This is a genomic window from Oscillospiraceae bacterium (genome assembly GCA_025758045.1).
In the GTDB taxonomy this organism is placed as follows: domain Bacteria; phylum Bacillota; class Clostridia; order Oscillospirales; family Ruminococcaceae; genus Gemmiger.
In genome coordinates, this window is record CP107208.1 from 506,219 (window position 1) to 522,339 (window position 16,121).

General features: G+C 48.3%; 18 protein-coding genes and 2 pseudogenes. All 20 read right to left on the minus strand.

Translation table 11 applies throughout. The features are described from left to right. Positions 1 to 5 precede the first annotated feature (5 nt). The 20 genes and pseudogenes from OGM81_02580 to OGM81_02675 all read right to left on the minus strand — a co-directional run bounded on the left by OGM81_02580 (position 6) and on the right by OGM81_02675 (position 15,971). The gene (locus OGM81_02580) at positions 6 to 641 is read right to left on the minus strand and encodes a DUF4366 domain-containing protein (GenBank protein ID UYJ44955.1); all 636 of its coding nucleotides are present in this window, start codon (positions 639 to 641) and stop codon (positions 6 to 8) included. Beyond that, a complete protein-coding gene (locus OGM81_02585) occupies positions 634 to 906 on the minus strand; it encodes a DUF4315 family protein (GenBank protein UYJ44050.1) in 273 nt (90 codons plus the stop codon). The genes OGM81_02580 and OGM81_02585 overlap by 8 nt, the downstream gene beginning before the upstream one ends. Before the next feature lie 11 nt (positions 907 to 917). Continuing rightward, the gene (locus tag OGM81_02590; protein ID UYJ44051.1) at positions 918 to 2,855 is read right to left on the minus strand and encodes an NlpC/P60 family protein; all 1,938 of its coding nucleotides are present in this window, start codon (positions 2,853 to 2,855) and stop codon (positions 918 to 920) included. Between the two features lie 91 nt (positions 2,856 to 2,946). Beyond that, positions 2,947 to 3,267, minus strand: a complete 321-nt coding sequence (locus tag OGM81_02595; GenBank protein UYJ44052.1) for a hypothetical protein — start codon at positions 3,265 to 3,267, stop codon at positions 2,947 to 2,949. Then, positions 3,264 to 5,720, minus strand: a complete 2,457-nt coding sequence (locus tag OGM81_02600; protein ID UYJ44053.1) for an ATP-binding protein — start codon at positions 5,718 to 5,720, stop codon at positions 3,264 to 3,266. The genes OGM81_02595 and OGM81_02600 overlap by 4 nt, the downstream gene beginning before the upstream one ends. Continuing rightward, positions 5,656 to 6,024 (minus strand): PrgI family protein, encoded by a 369-nt coding sequence (locus OGM81_02605; GenBank protein UYJ44054.1) that lies wholly within the window; start codon positions 6,022 to 6,024, stop codon positions 5,656 to 5,658. Before OGM81_02605 ends, OGM81_02600 begins: the two co-directional genes overlap by 65 nt. 78 nt (positions 6,025 to 6,102) lie before the next feature. Continuing rightward, positions 6,103 to 6,975: a CD0415/CD1112 family protein gene (locus OGM81_02610; protein UYJ44055.1), complete on the minus strand. Its 873-nt coding sequence runs from the start codon at positions 6,973 to 6,975 to the stop codon at positions 6,103 to 6,105. Positions 6,976 to 7,004: 29 nt separating this feature from the next. Then, a complete protein-coding gene (locus tag OGM81_02615; GenBank protein ID UYJ44056.1) occupies positions 7,005 to 7,166 on the minus strand; it encodes a Maff2 family protein in 162 nt (53 codons plus the stop codon). Between the two features lie 21 nt (positions 7,167 to 7,187). Next, the gene (locus OGM81_02620) at positions 7,188 to 8,798 is read right to left on the minus strand and encodes a recombinase family protein (GenBank protein ID UYJ44057.1); all 1,611 of its coding nucleotides are present in this window, start codon (positions 8,796 to 8,798) and stop codon (positions 7,188 to 7,190) included. 111 nt (positions 8,799 to 8,909) lie between these two features. Beyond that, positions 8,910 to 9,098 carry a transposon-encoded TnpW family protein gene (locus tag OGM81_02625; protein UYJ44058.1) on the minus strand — a complete coding sequence of 63 codons (189 nt, stop codon included), beginning with the start codon at positions 9,096 to 9,098 and terminating at the stop codon, positions 8,910 to 8,912. Next, positions 9,095 to 9,949, minus strand: a complete 855-nt coding sequence (locus OGM81_02630) for an ATP-binding protein (GenBank protein ID UYJ44059.1) — start codon at positions 9,947 to 9,949, stop codon at positions 9,095 to 9,097. The genes OGM81_02625 and OGM81_02630 overlap by 4 nt, the downstream gene beginning before the upstream one ends. After that, positions 9,946 to 10,695 carry a phage replisome organizer N-terminal domain-containing protein gene (locus OGM81_02635; protein ID UYJ44060.1) on the minus strand — a complete coding sequence of 250 codons (750 nt, stop codon included), beginning with the start codon at positions 10,693 to 10,695 and terminating at the stop codon, positions 9,946 to 9,948. The genes OGM81_02630 and OGM81_02635 overlap by 4 nt, the downstream gene beginning before the upstream one ends. Then, positions 10,685 to 10,897, minus strand: a complete 213-nt coding sequence (locus OGM81_02640) for a hypothetical protein (GenBank protein ID UYJ44061.1) — start codon at positions 10,895 to 10,897, stop codon at positions 10,685 to 10,687. The genes OGM81_02635 and OGM81_02640 overlap by 11 nt, the downstream gene beginning before the upstream one ends. A 185-nt stretch (positions 10,898 to 11,082) precedes the next feature. After that, positions 11,083 to 12,705: a relaxase/mobilization nuclease domain-containing protein gene (locus OGM81_02645; protein ID UYJ44062.1), complete on the minus strand. Its 1,623-nt coding sequence runs from the start codon at positions 12,703 to 12,705 to the stop codon at positions 11,083 to 11,085. After that, a complete protein-coding gene (mobC, locus tag OGM81_02650) occupies positions 12,677 to 13,075 on the minus strand; it encodes a plasmid mobilization relaxosome protein MobC (protein UYJ44063.1) in 399 nt (132 codons plus the stop codon). The genes OGM81_02645 and mobC overlap by 29 nt, the downstream gene beginning before the upstream one ends. 92 nt (positions 13,076 to 13,167) lie before the next feature. Next, positions 13,168 to 13,437, minus strand: coding sequence for a hypothetical protein (locus tag OGM81_02655; protein UYJ44064.1), 270 nt, complete (start codon positions 13,435 to 13,437; stop codon positions 13,168 to 13,170). A gap of 266 nt (positions 13,438 to 13,703) precedes the next feature. Next, positions 13,704 to 13,907: pseudogene (locus tag OGM81_02660) on the minus strand (YfbM family protein). A gap of 70 nt (positions 13,908 to 13,977) precedes the next feature. Beyond that, entirely contained in the window at positions 13,978 to 15,417 is a 1,440-nt protein-coding gene (aph(2'')-Ia, locus tag OGM81_02665; GenBank protein ID UYJ44065.1) for an aminoglycoside O-phosphotransferase APH(2'')-Ia, read from the minus strand. Beyond that, positions 15,418 to 15,717: pseudogene (locus OGM81_02670) on the minus strand (GNAT family N-acetyltransferase). It abuts the gene before it with no gap. Continuing rightward, complete coding sequence (locus OGM81_02675; protein ID UYJ44956.1) at positions 15,696 to 15,971, minus strand: YfbM family protein; 276 nt, start codon at positions 15,969 to 15,971, stop codon at positions 15,696 to 15,698. Before OGM81_02675 ends, OGM81_02670 begins: the two are co-directional and overlap by 22 nt. Positions 15,972 to 16,121: the final 150 nt, after the last annotated feature.

The window sequence follows — 16,121 nt, forward strand, 5'->3', positions numbered from 1 at the left end:
CGGTTTTACTCCTGCTGGCTGTCCTCGTTCACGGTTGCAAGGCTCTGGTCGGTTTCCATGTTCTCGCTCGTCGGGGTTTCCTCTTTCGGCTTCGGCTTATAAATGTAGAAGTAGAAGAAAGCACCTGCACCGCCCAGCGCAGCCACGAATACCAGCAGCAGAATCTTATTCATGCCGCCGTTCGATTCCTCTTTCGGTTCTTCGATTTCCACATCCGGGGTAGGTTCGGGTTTGGTTTCGGGCAGAACTACCGCAGGCGTTTCTTCTTCCTGCTTGCCGTTCCGCTCTTCATCGTCCAGAAACTCCTGCAAATCGTACTCGTCGATCATCGAGAGCATATAGACGTTTTCGCTGTTCCGCGCCCGGTCAATCACCAGAAAGAATGTGTTGCCGCCCTTGGTCTTGACCGTGAAGAACTCCTTGCTGGGGTCATCTACGATGTTGTCCTCCACCTCGCCGTTGCCTGCGATGGTGAACGGAATCTTTTCTTCCTCCGTCGGCTCTGCCTCCTCAATCACCTGTGTCGGTTCCTCCGTCACCTCAGTGGTGTCCACAAAGGCAAAGGCCGGAGTCGAAAAGCCCACCGCCATCAGCAGGGTCAGAATTGTGCTGGGGATAACAACTCCCAGCCGTTTAAGCATCTTTTTCAATCGCTTTCTCCGTTTCTGCTTCCTCCGAAGCGTTGTTTACAGCGGTCAGGAACGTCACGTTGCCCGCCTGAATGTTGTCCAGCAGAGCCAGCAGTTCGCGCCCGCCCATCTTGGTGCTGCGGATGGCACGAATGATCTCGCTGTCCTCTTCCTTTTTCTGTGCTGCCCGGATGGTTCTCAGCCGTTCTTCCAGTTCCGCGATCTGCTGTTCCGTCTTTTCGGCTTCATCAAGATATTTCTGTAATTTTTTGCCCATCGGCCCTCCTTTCAGTTGATGCGGCCAAAGCCTAAAAAGTGGCTCTGCCAGTAGGTCGAGTTAATGCTGGTGTAGGAAATGGGGTCGCCGCAGTGGATCATCATCCCATTGCCGACGTAGATTCCAACGTGCGACGCGCCAACGGTGTTATAGGTTTTCTCAAAGAAGATCAAGTCACCAGGCTGTGCATCCGCAGGAGAAACATAACTGCACTTTCCGCGCAGACCGTTGGCTGTTGTACGCCCGACGCTCCACCCATTGCCGCTGTTATTGATGACCCAGCAGACGAAGCCGGAGCAATCAAAACTGGTGCTTGGGGAACTTCCGCCCCACACATACGGCATACCAAGATACTTTTCGGCTTCCTCAATCATCCTTGCGAACTTTTCATCCGAAAGGGCTTCCGATGGAATATCATACTTGAAACCACCGCCGGAGCCACCAGCACCGCTGCCTGTACCGATGCTGCCTGTTGTACCGCCGCTGTATGTCGGGGAGCCTGCGCCGAATAGTTCGGGGCGATTGCCATAGGTCAGGTTATAGGCATCGTACCGCCCGGTCTGCTTCCGATTCATGTTCTTCCGCGCGATGGTATCGAAGCCCTTATTTTTCAGCAGGACATTGAGGATTTTATACTCGTACTCCACTTCTTCCTGATAAGTATAGGTTTCCATGCTGATGTTTCCAAAAGCGTCAATCGTTGGCCGAACCCCTACTCTGGTTTCCATGCGTGTGCGAATCTCAATGGTTTCCCACACTTTCAGGAGGTACTGCTGCTTGAACAGTTCCTTGATAACAGGCTTGACCTGTCCTCTGGTGAACTGCTCATAAACCGCAGTCAGATGGGAAATAAGCTGATATGGGTCATGGCCGATCTCGTCAAGCTGATAGCGGTATTCATCATAGCCCGGATGGGTGGATTCCATCTGCCGAATCTGCTTATCCAGTTCCTTTTCCAGTTCCAGATAATCTTCTTCCGCACCTTTCATGTCGGCATCCTTGCTGGGGTAAGTCGTTCCCACAAAGGTACTGCCCGTTCCCTGAATCGCTGCACCACAGCTTGAAAAGGCTCCCAGCATGACCATCACCAGAAGGATGCCAACACCAATACTGACCCACAGGGTTTTATTCTGCACGACGATCTCCTGCACCGCCGCTTTCGCTTTCTCCGTAATGGTGTTTGTTGCCGCAGCTGCCTGCTTGCTGGCGGCAGTTCCGGCTTTCTGGCCGCGCTTGGCGGCTGCATAGGCATCCTTATACTGCTTTTTCTGGTAAAACTTCGCGCCGACTGTCTTTGCTTCACCTCCTGCGGCAGTCGGCGGTGGCTGGGGCTGTTTCTTTTTCAGCGACGGTTCTGCTGCATTTTCTGCCGTGCCGCCCTCACTCTCGGAGAATTTCAGACGGCTGGCCTTCTGATCCTCGCCACCTCTTTTCTTTGCCCTGGCAGATTTGTCTTTGGGCTTTTTTCTACCTTTGACAAAGTGGTGCAGGCGTTCGGCGGCTTCTTCCGACTTGTGAGCAGCTTCCACGCCGGAATTGTCCTTTTCTACCTGATGTACTTTCTGATGGGCGAACCCGGTGGCGGTATCCACTCCTTTCTTGGCCACCTTCTTAACGCCCATCCCCATGCCACGGACAATGCCGCCTTTTTCATCCTCAAAAGAAAGTCGGCCTTTCTTGGTCTGCGGCTCTGCATCCGCTTCCGCAGGCGCATCCTTCGGCTTCCCATCCTCCTGATGGGCTTTGTAATAGTCTGCGCTCTGCTTGGCGGTGCTGTGATGCCGGGGTGCATCCTCCTCCCCGTCCCCGGCATCCATACAGATTTCTTCGTCCATGACAGGTGCTTCGTCTGCTTCCTTTTCCGCAGTTTCTTTTGCCGAATCTTCTTTCTCAAGCTTTTCTTCTGCGGTTGCGGACTTCTGTTCCCCGGTGCGGAGGTTTTCATCCACCAGACCATCCTTGGTCATTTTCTGGACGATTTTATCTCTGCCCCGAAACTTTTTGTCTGCTATGGAAATCACCTCCTTCCGGCTGGAGCCGTCATGCGATCAAGGCTGCGTGGGTTTCCCACTTATCAAGCACCTGCTCCAGCTTCCGGGCAAAGGCAATCAGACGGGCGTTCACTTCCTCACGGTCAAGATAACCGTGAGCTTCCATGTGAAAGCCGTCAGTCAGTTCATCGGCCAGTGTGCCAACGGCATAGAAATCTTCCAGCACCGTATGCACCACCGATTCTTCATCGTGGAAGTTGAGCGGCTCCACCTCATCGAAAGGCGGGCCGGAATCGCTTTCGTGCGGCTCCATGTCAGAGTGATGATGAATCTTGCGGCTCAGTCGGTCAAAAATATTCGATGTGTTCATGCTTCTTTTTTCTCCTTGTATTTTCCCATCTCATTAGGCTTCGTTGTCATCAGGCTGTACAGTTTCAGCGAAGTATCAAACTTATCCTTGAACGGGATAATCGTATTGCCGTAGAACAGCAGCCCCTCGCCCTCGTTGCTGTTCGTAACATAGGAAAGCTGGAACGGCGAGATATTCAGCTGCTTGGCAAGGATTTGCCGATCGCCGGATGCCTGGTTAAGCATATAGATGAAATCGCTGTTCTCAAAGATGTTCTCGATTTCACGGCTGGCGAGCAAATCCTTGATGTTCTGGGTGATGCCTGTGGGTACGCCGCCCCATTTTCGGAACCGCTTCCAGATCTCGACGCTGTATGCTGCGGTCTGTTCCTCTTTCAGCAGGAGGTGGAACTCGTCTATATAGTACCGGGTGTTCTTTTTGCTGTTGCGGTTGATGGTGACACGGTTCCAGACCTGATCCTGAACAATGAGCATACCCAGTTTTTTCAGCTGTTTGCCCAACTCTTTGATATCGAAACAGATAATGCGGTTATCCAGTTCCACATTCGTCTGATGGTTGAACACACGCAGCGAACCATTGACGTAGATTTCCAGTGCCGTGGCGATACGCTGCGCCTGCCGTTCCTTCTGCTCCCGCAGGCAGTCGTACAGATCACCGAGCGTCGGCATATTCTCCGGCTTCGGATCGTTCAGATACTTCTGATAGACCAGCGGCAGGCAGCGGTCTATGACCGACTTTTCTTCCGGCTCCATGCCATCCCGTGCGCCCATAATCAGTTCGCACAGGGAAAGAATAAAGTCCGATTTCATGCCCAGCGGGTTATCATCGTCCGCATAGTTCAGGTTGATGTCCATCGGGTTGATGTAGTCCTTACTGGTGGACGAAATATGGATAACCTGACCGCCCAATGCTTCCACCAGCGGATAATACTCGCCTTCCGGGTCTGCAACGATAATATCGTCCGTTGTGGTGAAGAACACGTTGGTGATTTCACGCTTTGCACTAAATGACTTGCCGCTTCCCGGTGTGCCGAGGATCAGACCATTCGGGTTTTTCAGCTGCTTCCGGTCTGCCATAATCATGTTGTTAGACACTGCGTTCAGACCATAATAGAGAGAATCGCCCTCCATAAAAAGCTCCTGCGTGGTGAAGGGAACGAAGATGGCAGTAGAAGTGGTGGTCAGTGCGCGCTTGATGGGAACGAGATTATTTGCCAGCGGCAGGCTGCTCATAAGGCCCTGTTCCTGCAAATAATCCAGACGGTTCAGAGTGCAGTTGAACTTCTGAGCGATGCCAGCAGTCTGAAACACAGCACTATCCAACTCCTGCTTGGTCTTGGCCGTATTGAGGAAAAGCACCGTAACAAGGAACATACGCTCATTACGGCTCTGCAGATCATCCAGAATCTTCTTGGCCTCGCCGCCATAAGTCGCAAGGTCGCTCGGAATAATTTCCATATCATAACCAGACCTCACAGCTTTCTTCTGCTCCTCGATTTTCATACGGTCCAGGTCGGTAATTTTGCCTTTGATCAGTTTGATGGCTTTCAGCTGATCTACCGACTGCACATGAATGCTGACCACCAGATTTTTGTCCATGTCCAGAAATTCGGCCAGCACCTTATCCGTCAGTTCCGGGGCAAGGATGTTCAGATAGGATGCAGCACCATAGGTGTCACCCATCATAAAGTCCTTGCCGCTCTTGAACAGGAAACTGGTCGGGGCAATGAAGTCCTTTGTGGTCATACCGCTCTGCAGGATGCGGTCATAACTGAAATCGAACTTGTGCTGTTCCTCCTGATGAAAGGTTTCGTACATGATCTGCAGCCGTTCCACGCCGTTCAGCGGGTAGGCTTTCACACCCAGCACCTTGAAATTGTTGAGAATATCGGTTTCGATACGCTCCAGCCGGGGCTTTGCTTCCCGGACACTCTTTGCTTCGATACTGAACGTGATGTACTTCGTCCGAACCAGACCGTTATTGCCCTTGGCAAGCTGCTGTTTCAGCATCTGCGCATATTCCATACGCACATCATCGAACTGGTCGTGTTGCGGCTCGATCTGTATGACCTTGTTGTACTCGCTCATGTCACTCTTATGGTTGATGAACGAAAGCTGAAAGCGGATGCTGGCATCGAAGTAGTTGAGGAAGTCGCACCAGCTTTCAAAGATGGTGTTCTTATCCTCGTTCTGTGCCAGCTGGTAGTTAATGTCGTAGAATCGGACAGTTTTGGAGTACAGATGTTCCTCCACCCGGCAGATACCGTCGCGCCCCATTTCCAGATATGGAATGGAACGCTGCACGGTCAACCGTTGTTCCTTTTCGTCCCTTTCGGGTTTACGAAAGAACTTTTGGAAGAAGCCGCCCGGCTGCGGTTTCTTCTTCGGTTCACTTTTTACCAAGGATGCCTCCTTTCTTCTGGATCGGTGCTGCGGTTTCCAGTTCTCTGTCATACAGATTTTCAATCTCGTAGCGGCGTACCGCAGGACGTTTGAAGCGGACGCTGATGAAATTCGTCAGGATGGTTTCAAGGTGCATCCCGTTTTTCTCGTACAGAGCAAAGAAAAACTCCGGCAGCATCAGAAGCACCATGCCTGCCGCTGCATTGCTGGTTCCCAGCGTATCACGCATAAGAAAATAGAACGGAACGCCGATGCCCGCCGCGAACCCCATGCACACAAGCTGGCGTTTCGTCAGGTTCAGAAAGACCTTGTTTTTCACTTTGGAAAGGTCTTTGGGTATCGTTACATAGGCCATTGATTACCAGAACAGCCAGACCGCCGCCGGGAAACGGCGTTGCCTGCTGTCTTTTCCTTTCATTGGATTTTCCCGGATTTAGTGACTGCCGAAGATCTGTTTGGACAGACTTCCCGTTTTGAGCAGCGAGAAACAAAGAATCACCGTGTAGGCCATTGTGCCGAACAATGCCGAGTGAATATCCGAAGATACCCGGATGCTGCCGATAAGGGCTGCATAGATTGCCACGCAGACCATCATCAGGAACGCTTGGAATGCCAGCGCGAACAGCCCTCGGAAGTAGTTTGTACCCACATGGCCCCATTCACGGTTACTCATGGTTGCAAACGGAATCGGAGCAAGCGAAGTGTAGAGGTATATTTCTATCATTCTGCCGTACATAATTACCGTGATAACCACCGACAGAATTTTCAGACACCAGCTTACAACAAGGGTTTCCAATGCCAGCGTCACCAGTTCGCCAATCGCCATTGTTGCCATTGCCGCCTGCATCTGCATGGAAAGAGAACTAATATCAATGGCGGTATTGCCACGGATAATGCCGGAGGAAGAATTTACCACCGACTGTCCAATGTCAAATACCGCCATTGCAATATCGAACGTATGACTGACGAGATAGACTGCGATCCACATCTTCACGAAATACTTGAAGAACATCCAGGTGTCCACATCGTGCAGATTGTTCCGTTCCGTCAGCATCGAGATCAGCTCATAGCAGAGGATCAGCGTAATGATGATTCCTGCAATGGGAATCACCACCGAATCCGAAATGTTACGGATCATGCTGAAAATGCTGCTGTTCCACCCTTGCGGTGTCTGCCCGACCTGAGCAGCGATTTCACTGGTCTGTTGGTTGACCGCTGTGAACATCGTACTCAGGTTGGACTCCACCATGCCGGAAAGAAGTTCCCTCATCCATTTTTCGATTGCTGCGAAAATATTATCGAACAATGGCGGGTTTTCCTCCTATCGCTTGTTGATTAACCGAACAGACCAGAGAGCAGCGGGATCAGCTGGGTGCCGATGAGAATGACACCGCCGCCGGACATCAGCTGCTTCATGCCCTGCGACTTTACTGATGTGCGATAAAGAAGTAATAGAAGTGTAAAAAATTTTGCCGTTCCTATCCGGCACTTGCGCATTGTGTCGGATAGGTCGGGCGGTTATTCGGGCAAGTCCACCTTGCCAACAAAAGAATAATAAATCTCAATGTCCTGTCTGCGGGTCTTGTTCTCGTCATAGCTGCACTCATGCACAACGATTTTCTCTACAAACTCCCGCAGCAGAGTAGGGGTAAGTTCTTCAAAGCTGGTATGCCGCCGGACAACATTCATAAACTTTTCTGCGTTCACGGTGGCTTCCTGTGCTTTGGAAAGCTCCGCTTGAATAGCAGCGGCTCTTTCTTTCAGCTCCCGTTGCTCTGCTTCATAGTCTGCCGACAGCTCTGTGAAACGCTCGTCTGATATGCGCCCGGTCACGCTGTCCTCATACAGCCGCTTGAAGATAGCGGATAACTCGGCTATGCGTTTCTCGGAGGCTTCCAGTTCCTTTTTCTTGGCGGCGTTCCTGCGTTTGCCCCCGTCCTCGTTCTGCTCAATCAAGAGTTTCATAAACCGGGCTTCATGCTTTGCCGCATAGCTGGTCACTTTCCGCAGATTGGAGAGTACACCAGCGGTCAAGAGGTCGGTGCGGATAAAGTGCGCCGTACAGTCATGGGTGCGTTTCTTGTAGTTGCCGCAGATATAACAGTCCTGCTTGCGCTTGTCCGTCTGGTATCGCTGCTGATACATCACGCTGCCGCAGTCCGCACAGAACAGTATGCCGGAGAACAAACCCACTTCATCATAGCGGTTTGGGCGTTTGCGCTGTTTGCGAAGCTCCTGCACCCGTTCCCATGTTTGGGTGTCTATGATAGGCTCGTGGTGGTTCTCGAAAATCACTTGCTTTTCCGGGGGATTTTCTACACTGTGCTTGACTTTGTAAGAAAGTTTTTCTGTCTTGAAATTTACCAGACAGCCTGTGTATTCCCGGTTTTCAAGGATATGCACTACGGTATTGGTCGCCCACTTGCACTCATAGCCGGGGTGGTAGCGGCGGGTGCTGCCCGTCCTGCGGTATTCAAGCGTTCCCGGCGTGGGGATTTGCTGCTCTGTGAGCATACGGGCTATCTTGGTCGGACCATTCCCGGCAAGACAGAGGTTGTATATCTGCTTGACTACGGGTGCAGCTTCCTCGTCAATAATGAAATTTTCATCCTCGTCCATGAGGTAGCCATACACAGGCTTGCTTGTGATGGGCTTGCCATTCATGCCTTTTGAGCGTTTTACTGCTTTGATTTTCTTGCTCGTATCTCTCACCAGCCATTCGTTAAAGATATTCCGCAGCGGGGCAAAGTCATTGTCGCCCTGTGCGCTGTCCACTCCGTCATTGATAGCGATGAAGCGGACACCTTTCTGTGGGAAAATCATTTCCGTGTACATTCCCACTTGCAGGTAGTTTCGCCCTAACCTCGACATATCCTTTACGATAACTGTCCCGACTTTTCCGGCTTCAATGTCCGCAAGCATGGCTTGAAAACCGGGTCTTTGAAAGTTCGCACCAGAATAACCGTCGTCCGTGTACCAGCGCAGATTGGAAAAGCCGTTCTGCTTTGCATAGGTTTCAAGGATACGCTTCTGATTGGAAATGGAATTGCTTTCGCCTTGCAGCTCGTCCTCATGGGATAGTCTTGGGTAAAGGGCGGTAATTGGTTGTTGGTTGGTCTGTCTTAACATAAAATCCTCCGTTTCCGACAGCCAGCCCCACTATTCCGTACCTTGATTGTACCACATGGGGCGGCTGTCTGTATAGCGGCAAAAGCGTCAAATCTGCTTCTTTATGGTCGGTCAAATCGCCGTTTTTTGTGTAGCAGCTTCCGCTTCCAGCACTTTCATCATCTTGTCGGCTGCGGTGTCGGTTGCGCCCTGCTTGAAGAAGCCGGAAACGGTAAGGACGGAGTTGCCCATGCGGATTTCCGTCACACAGTCCGGGCGGCGGTCTGTTTTGGTGGTGCTTGTCTGTTTCGTTTCTGTCATAGGCTCTCCTTTCGCTGCTTCATCAGTTGCTTTAAGCGTTCCAGCTTTTCCTGTGCGGTTTCCTTTCGGAAGTTGCTGCCCGTGAAGCGGACGGGGGCGCACATGGAAGTCAGCCTGTCATAGATACGGGCGTGGGGCGTGTCCTGCGGGTGCTGCAATTCCTCCAGCGTGAGGTTGGTCGTGGCGATCAGCGGCTTGCCGCTTCGGTAACGGCTGTCAATCACGCTGTAAACCTGTTCCAGCCCGTATTCTGTTCCTCGCTCCATACCGAAATCATCAAGTATCAGCAGAGGGTAGCTGCAAAGGCGGGAAATATATTCGTTCCTGCCCTCAAAGCTGGCGGCAAGGTCACCCAGTATCGTTGCAAAGTTTGTCATGCAGACGGCAACCTCTTTTTCCATAAGGGCGTTGGCGATACAGGCGGCAAGGTAGCTTTTTCCCGTCCCCACGCCGCCCCAAAACAGGTAGCCGATATTTTCAGCCTGCATGGTTTCCCAGCTCTCCACATAAAAGCGGGCGGTTTCGGTCTGCGGGTTTCTGCCGTTGTCATGCTCAAATGTCCAGTTCCGCATAGCAGGGTCGGTAAAGCCCCGGCGTTTCAAGTCCTCCACTTTTTCAAGGTGCTTCTGTCGGCTTTCGGCGGCTTGCTGCTTTTCACGGGCTGCCCGCTGGCAGTCGCACTCTGCCGGGTGGCGGTCACGCCCGAAACAAGTCTTTCCCTCTGCAAAATAGGCTTCTTTGGGCGTATGGCACTTACCGCAGTATAAAAGCCCGTCCTCGCCTGTGTAGTCCTCCGCTTCGGCGGTAGTGGCTGTAATGTCCGTAATCATAGCTTCAATTCCGTTTTTCATAAGCTCTCGCCCTCCTTGCATGAATAATCGGGTATGCCCTGTTTCGGGGCAGCCTTGCCTTTGGCAGCGTCCTCCTGCGCCCACTTGTAAATGGTGGCTGCATGGCTGTGGTACTGTTTCCCGGTGGAAGCGATATGGCAGGAAAGCCGGTCAATATAATACTCCCACTTGTCGGGCAACTCTGTTTTTAGCCCGGAAAGCTCTGTATCGGTCAGTATCACATTGTTGTATCTGCCATAAGCGGCGGGGGCGGGGTGTCCCGTTTCTCCCTCTCTCTCTTTTTCTATCTCTATCTCTTTCTCTAACTCTATCTCTATCTCTGGTGGACGAATGTCGGACAAATGTCCGCCTTTTGTCCGGGGCGGTAAAAGTGCCTTGTTTTCCAGTCTTGCAGCCCGTTTCCGCTCGGCTTCGGTAGAGGACTGTCCTATCATCAGCTCAATGTCGGTCATATAGAAAGCCCCGCTGTCAAGCTGCTCCACAAGCCCCAACTGCCGGAAAATCTCTAAAGCCCTCTCAACCGTCCCTATCTGGTGGCGGGTCAGTGTCGCTATCATCTGCGCTGTGTAGGGGATATGCTCGTCAAGCTGCAATTTCCCGCCGTTTTTCAGCGATTTTAAGTACAGCTTCAAGAGGATATTGGAGTATAAAATCCCGTCTTTCATATCTTCCAGCAGCACAATGGAGTCGCTGTCAAAAAAGTTCTCTTTCAGCTTGAGGTAGTAATACTTGCGGTTATCTGCCATTGTCCCTGTCCTCCTTTTTCCGGCGTTTGGAGTAGTAGTGGGGGCAGAGTATGATAACCGCCCGGAAGCTCTGCTTGCAGCTATGGGTACAGCCCCGGCAGAGGTCATTGTATGTGATACGATCGCAGGTGGAATTCCCGACTTTCACTTGCCGCAGGAAAAAAGACCATTCCAGCCGCCGTTTCTTGCTCATTCTTGGCATGGGTGCGCTCCTTTCTGCCGTTTCCGCTGGTGTGGCGGTATCGGCGGTAATTCTGTATCATCTCGGTATCATTTTCGGGTTTTTTCTGCCCTATAAGCCCGTTAAAAAATCCTTTGGTATTTGCGGATAGGGTACGGGGCAGCCCCCTTGTTCTGTATAGGTTCGGGTACATTTTGGGGCGGTTTTTATCGTTCCTGTTCCTGCCTTTTCACAGGCTTGCGCTCCCGGTGTAAAATCTGGTCGATATTGCCCTTGACAGTCTGTAAGCGGCGGTATTCCTCCCGTTTTGCCCGGTAATCGTTGTAGCCGCTGTTTTTCTCTTGGATAAGGGTTTCAATCTCTGCTTGCAGGGCTTTATAGCTCGGCAGCTTGGAAATGCCGTTTTCCCTGAAATAGCGGGCGGCTGCGTCTGCTATGATAAAGTCGCTTTCGTACTTCTGACGGTAGGCTGCTTTTGCTTTGGCGTTTTTCTGCTGTTTCAGCCCGTCCCGGACAGGGCGGGTCTTGGAATAGGCAAGCACCTGCCGTTGCAGCTCCTTTTTCCCGTTCAGCGTCTTTTCCATCTGCTTCAGCTCTGTAAGGCTTTCCCGCATGGCGGTATAGGCGGCAGAACAGGCTTCGTCCAGTTCCTCCGGGGAAGAAAAGCCGTACTGCTGATAGGCGGTAACGGTAGCTGCCATTTGCTTTAGGTTGTGCTTTGCCGCCCAGCGGTCATAGCCCACGCCCTTGCCCTCGGCTCGCTTGGCTTCCCGGTCAACCATGCGCTGCAAGGTGTTGTCTGCCGGGGTGGTTTTTGTGGTTTTTTCCCCTTGTGACAGCTTTTTAACCGCGGCAGGGTATTCGAGTATGGCTTTGCTCTGTTCGGCGGCTCTGTGGGCGTTCTGCGTAAGCAGGACAAGGACAGCAGCCTTGTCAAAATCGTCCCCCAGCTTCCGGGCTGTGATAGGCTTTGTCCTGTCCGGCGTGAGGTAGGAAAGCCGCCCCCGGCTCTCCTTGACGGTCACACCCTCCCGCAGCAAAAGGGAAGAAAATTCGTCAAAGCTGCCAGCTTGGGAAAGTGCCTGCCGTATCGTCCGGCGCAGCTTCGCCTTGTCCGTTTCAAACTTGGTGGGCTTGGTCGGCTGTCCTGCGGCTTCTCTGACAGCGTTCTCTTTATCAAGGGCAAGCTGTCCTTTCTTTGCCGCCCAGTATTCCCGTTCGGTTATCCGTTCCTTGCTGCCGCTTAGGAGGTCGATTTGGTAAAGCCCCTCCCGGTGGCACATCTCCATGACTTCACTCTTGAAATATTCCATAGCGGCGTTGGTGCAGCGGTGCTTGCAGCCCTCCCGTGTGTCGGCTGGTCTGTCCATGTAGGGCAGAAGCGGGACTTCATAAATCCGCAGGGAGTTGATGACGATATGCACATGGATATTGCCGCTGTGGTTATGCCCGTCCGGGTGGGTGCAGACTAAGGCTTGGTGTCCGGGGAAATGCTCTTTACAGAACTGCTCGCCCAGCTCCTGCGCCCGGTCTACGGTCAAGCCGTTGTCTGTCCCGTCCCGTGGGTCAAAGCTGATGATATAGTGGTGGCTTTTCACATCTTCCCGTTTTTGGTTTTTCTCATAGCGGAGATTAGCCCGCATACAGGCAACAGCGAAATCCTCGCCCCCACAGTTGAGGGAAGAAATGCGGTAATCCTCCCTCGGTATCAGCCGCCCGTTTTCATCAAGGGTGGGCTTCATGGTAAACTCGTCATGCTCAAATGTGAGATAGGCTTCCGCTGCGCCATAGTCCGCATTTTTAGAGCTGATATGTTTGAATGTTGCCAACAGCGTCACCCACTTTCTGCAAGACTTCAAACTTTAGGGCAGCAAGGTCGGAAACCGCCGCCCGTACCTCCCCGGCAAGCTGCGGGTAGGGGCTGTGCCACTCGTTCAGCGTCCGGGCTATCTGGTTTAAGTTGCCGCCGATCCTGCCGTATTCGGCGGTCAGCTTCCCGACAGCGGCAAGCAACTCGTCATTGACGGGGGAAACGGTTATGATGGGGCGTATGGCTGCCCCGGTTATGGCTTGCCGGATAAACTCGGCTTGGCTCATGTTGTAAGCAGAAAGCCTTTCCGCAAACTCGGCGTATTCTTCCTCGGTCATGCGTGTCTTGACTACCCGGCTGCGGTGCGGCGTGTTATATCGTTTTCGCATGGTAAAACCTCCTTCGGCTGTGCGTGGTGTCCTCTCACTAATAGGAGAAAAACAGGGTGTAAAGCGGAACTGTTTTTGAAAAATCCGAAAAATTATTTTGAGGGATTTTCCAGCGGCGTAAGCCGCATAAGCAGGGTTTGGGGAAGGCACTCCCCAACAAGATTCCCGCAGGGGCAAAATGAGCGATAAGCGAATTTTGGTACTGCGGTAGAATCTTGCTCTAAGAAACTGCCGGACTGCCGCTCACTTCCTACTGCCACTTTTTCGGGAAATCGCAACCAGCTTTTTTTCACACATAGAGCGTTGGGCTGGCTGCGTTTTGCCCGCTGTATGAAAAAATCAGCGGCTTTTTCCGGCTTCATTCCCTAATACAGAACATTTTGAAATTTGCCAAACGGACAACAAAAAAGCAGCAAATCTTTTTCGGATTTACTGCTTCATGTGCCGCTGCGTGGCGACGGTTATTCAGTTGTAAATAATAAAAGAGGGCGGTAGCACTTTGGGCTATCGTCCTCTTGGCTGCTTATCAGCAAAAACGGGCGAGGCTGTCAACGGTGGGCGAAGCCCACTTGCTTGCCGTTGACTGGCTCGGCTGGATTTGCTATCTGCTCGATAAACTGAAATTTGCTTAAAAGTCAACAGTAAAAATCACTTGGCAATTTTCTTTCAGTGCGTTTTCGTAAAAAGCAAGAATTTCTTCGCTCCAACCTAAAGTGTGTTCTAATCCATCATCGTTTTTATACATAAAATTTTCATCATCAATATTCCAAAAGTTCTTTTGTATTATTTCTTGCAATTTATTCTGATGAAGATATTCAACAATATCTCTGACATCTTGATGATTTTTTTTTAAACTATTTAATACTAATGTCTTTTATAATAGCTTTTCATATATTATATAATCAATCTTTATAAGTCCTTTTATAAATTTCTTTTCTACCATTTTCGATAAATTCCTGTTTAATATTTTTAATTCCATAAACAATAGTTTCAATAGGATAATATTCTTCAACTATATCTTGATATTCTTTTGCTTTCTCAATATCTATATTTCCATACATTCTTAATATATCTTCTCCAAAATTTGTTCCTATTTCTTCTTCACTATCTTCAAGTAAGTATATAAAATCACAATATTCATCTATAATTCCAGAATCTCCAAAATCAATTATTCCAGTTAATCTATTATTGCCATCTAACAATAGATGATTACAACTAAAATCATTATGGCATAAACACTTTTTACCCTCAAAAACTGTTGTTGCATTTAGTCTTTCCATAAAACTTTCTATATAATCTTTTTCTATATCAGTTAAATCATTATAAATAGTTTCACGCAACAATATATACTCTTCTAATACATTTTGTTTATTATCAATAGTACATTCACTAATATCTGTATAATCTAAACCGTGCATTTGTCTTAAAAAACTGGCAATATCTCGTTTTAACAAATTTTGTTCTTCTTCTGACATAGTAGAATAAATTTCTGGTGTTAAAAAAGTTCCTTTAATTTCTTTATAACCTAGTATAGATAATTCATCACTAATATACGAATATTCAATATTAGGAATTTTTACATTAGTTTCTAAATTTGTATTTAAAAAATTATATATTGCTTTTTCTTTTGCATAACCTTTTTTCTTATTAGTACTAAATTTTGTTTTAAAAATGTATTCATTATTAACTAAATATGCCACACTATCATAACCACTACCGATTATTTCAATACTATCTACTTTGAAATTATCAAAGTAATGCTCAATTAAATATTTCATTGCCTTAACATTTGTGGCATTATCATCATATCTATATTCCATTAAATAACAATCTTCTTTTTTGCCCTCGTGTAATTCATGTTCTGGCAAATCTTCAATAATTCTAAAACCAGATTTTTGGTATGCCCTTATTGCTCTTGGATTATTTTTATGAGGGTCTAAAATAACTGCATTAGCATTTCTTTCTTTTTTCAAAAATTCAAAAATCAATTTAATATATCTTGTACCAATTCCTTTACTCCAATAATTTGGCTCTCCTATAAATTGATCCATACCATAGACTATCTCATCAGTTTTTGGATAATGATAATCAGTATATAACTCATCATACATTTTATATATTTGTCCATATCCAATAGGAACATTGTTATATTCAATAATTACTCTAAAAACTTCATCTTCCCAAGGCTCTGTATAATGTTTTTTTAATGATTCTAATGTATATTTTTTATCTCTACCACCATAAAATTCTAATACTCTTTCATCAGTTAACCATTTTAACATCAAAGGAAAATCATCATCTATTAAAGTTCTTATACATATTTCATTTTCAACTATATTCATTTATTTATCACCTTTTTCATAATCATATACATATACTATTTCATCTTTATAATCATTTTTACCACCTAATTTTTCATATACATGGCAAGCTCTAGGATTACCTTTATCAGTTATTAAAAACATTTCATAACAACCAATCTCTTTAGAATATTCCTTAATAAAAGATAATAATTTTGAACCATAACCTTTGTCTTGATAGTTAGGTAACATTCCTATTGAGTGTAAATAAAACATTGTTTTTCCATCAGGTCTTAAAAGTGTATAGCAATATGCAAATCCTATAATTTTATTATTTTCTTCAATGTAATAATTTCATCATCCGTTTCTACCAAAACTTCTCCGCCAAAGACAATATTAGTCGGGATGCAATTATCTTCATTCCATTGTCCACCACCTAAGCAATACTGAATACCCTCCCATGCTTTATCTAATTCACAACTGCGCGGACTTCCGATTAAGGCTTCTTCTATTTCTTCCAACATATATTCATATCGTTCTTCTTCTGGCACAGAGCGAAGTTTTTTTACATCTTCTTCGTTCAGTGCATAAAGCATACCTAATCTTGACATATTGTTATCCTCCCATATCAATTCTTGTTTGTTGATTTGTTCATAATCATATTCTACCATACAGATTTTAAGAAATCTATTTATTTTCCCTTAATTTTAGGAATAGTGAGGGGCTGTTGTCTATTAAATTCTTGT